General features: G+C 40.4%; 3 protein-coding genes. All 3 read right to left on the bottom strand.

All coding sequences use genetic code 11. From position 1 onward, the window contains the following. Positions 1-8 precede the first annotated feature (8 nt). Positions 9-194 carry a hypothetical protein gene (locus tag AC1DG9_RS26250; RefSeq protein ID WP_048904100.1) on the bottom strand — a complete coding sequence of 62 codons (186 nt, stop codon included), beginning with the start codon at positions 192-194 and terminating at the stop codon, positions 9-11. Positions 195-257: 63 nt separating this feature from the next. Next, on the bottom strand, positions 258-1,421 hold the full coding sequence (uxuA, locus tag AC1DG9_RS26245; RefSeq protein ID WP_477635592.1) for a mannonate dehydratase: 1,164 nt from the start codon (positions 1,419-1,421) through the stop codon (positions 258-260). 28 nt (positions 1,422-1,449) lie between these two features. Then, the coding region (locus tag AC1DG9_RS26240; protein ID WP_477635591.1) for an SDR family NAD(P)-dependent oxidoreductase at positions 1,450-2,151 on the bottom strand (702 nt) is incomplete at its 5' end.

Raw genomic sequence — 2,151 nt, 5'->3', positions numbered from 1 at the left:
AAACAATACTAATACCGTTGTTTTTCCAGTTCTACTTTTAAATCATCTTTTAAGTTTTTAGCTTTTTCCATCCATTCTGGTGCTTTTTCTTTGATGTCGTCGGCTATTGAGCGGCCATTAATGTCCTTTTTAGTTACATACTTAACTATGCCATATATTGCGGCGCCGATTAAGGCAGTTTTAAATAATCCCATTTTTTAAAAYATTAGTGTTCTTATCACTAACAAACGGGACTGGAAATGGTTTGAAAATGCAATTTAAGAATCACGACTGCTTAGTATCCCGGATTCGAGTCCTCTTAACTCTGCCAGACCCTTTAGCCTGCCAATAATAGAATAACCCGGGTAATGCTTTTTGTTCAGATCATCTAACATTTGGTGACCATGATCGGGTCTCATCGGAATAGAGCTATTGAGTCTTTGTTGAAGTGCAACCACCTCTCTAACAACTTCAGGCATGTTGGCATCTCCTTCCAGGTGATTGGCCTCGTAAAAGTTTCCTTCCTGATCTCTTTGGGTGCTACGGAGGTGAAGAAAGAAAATATGGTTGCCAAGTCTTTTTATCATTCCCTGTAGATCATTGTCGGCACGCGCGCCAAATGAACCTGTACAGAAGCATATGCCATTATTGGCCGATGGAACTTCGGTAAGCATGTCCTGGACATCGGCTTCAGTACTCATGATTCTTGGAAGGCCCAGAATAGAGTAGGGAGGGTCGTCCGGATGAATGGCCAATTGCAGTCCTGTTTGTTCTGCAACTGGAATAATTTCTTTAAGGAATTCATAAAGGTTTTCCTTTAGTTTCTTGTTGTCGATATTCCTGTAAGTTTCCAGCGCGCTTAAAATCTGCTCAGGGGTAAAAGGCTCGTCTGATCCTGGCAGGCTAAGTAATGCATTGTTGTATAAGGTTTCTTTTTCCTGTTTGCTCATTTCCCTGAACCGTTTTTCTGCCTTTTCAATCTCGCCTGGTTGATAGTCGTTTTGGGCATTTGGTCGCTTTAACAAGAAAAGATCAAATGCTATAAAAGCCGATTTTTCAAAATATAGGGCCTTGCTGCCGTCACTTAGTTCGTATGAAACATTGGTGCGCATCCAGTCCAATATGGGCATGAAATTATAGGTGATCACTTTTAAGCCGCAGGCAGCAACATTTTGCATGCTGATTTTATAGTTTTCTATATAGGTTTTATAGTTCCCACTTCTTTTTTTGATGTCCTCATGAACAGGTAAGCTTTCGATAACTGCCCATGTTAATCCTGCTTCGGAAATTTCTTTATTTCTCAGCGCTATCTCATCAATAGTCCATATTTCGCCAACAGGAATGTGATGCAGCGCGGTAACTACGCCCGTTGCGCCGCTTTGTTTGATGTATTGCAGACTAACCGGATCGTTAGGGCCGAACCATCTTAAGGTTTGTTCCATTTTAATCATATCAGCTTTAGACTTTTGTTTAAAATCCTATTGAATTTCCGCCGTCAACAGGTATAACTATACCCGTAATGAATTTAGCATCATCAGACGCAAGGAAGTAAGCGGCATCTCCTATGTCGGATGGTAGGCCTAGTTTTCCCATTGGGGTGCGCGAAAGCACCTTGTTTTTTCTGTCCGGATCATTGTTTAGTGCTTTGGCCGACATATCTGTGGCTATAAAGCCAGGAGCAATACAGTTTACGCGAATACCATCGGGCGAAAGTTCTACTGCCATTGCTTTTGTCATTCCTTCGATACCTGATTTGGCAGCAGTATAAGCAATTACTTTGGGTATGCCATATTGAGCTGCCATAGAGCTGATATTTATGATGCAGCCTTTTTTTTGTTTAAGCATCACTTTTGAAACCTCGCGAGTTAATGAAAATACGGAAGATAAGTTTGTAAGAATCACCTCATGAAATTCCTGATCGGTAACTTCTATGAGCGGTTTTTTTGCATTTATTCCGGCGTTATTAACAAGAATGTCAATTCTACCGAACTTTTGTTTGATATCTGAAACCAATTTAGGTATATCGCTTAGTTTATTCAGATCAAAAGTTATAGCAGTTGTAAGTTCACCCAGTTGCTCACATGCCTTTTCTAATCTTTGTTCGTTTCTTCCAATTAGGATAGTGAAAATGTTGTTCTGTACAAACTTTTCAGCTATGGCAAAGCCTAATCC

The sequence above is a fragment of the Pedobacter sp. 05L430 genome (assembly GCF_056397585.1).
This window is presented reverse-complemented; position numbering and strand designations above follow the sequence as displayed.

What these genes read in the sequence shown, in the direction of transcription:
- uxuA (WP_477635592.1), bottom strand. Translation starts at nt 1,421, where the DNA reads ATGGAACAAACCTTAAGATGGTTCGGCCCTAACGATCCGGTTAGTCTG.
- AC1DG9_RS26250 (WP_048904100.1), bottom strand. Translation starts at nt 194, where the DNA reads ATGGGATTATTTAAAACTGCCTTAATCGGCGCCGCAATATATGGCATA.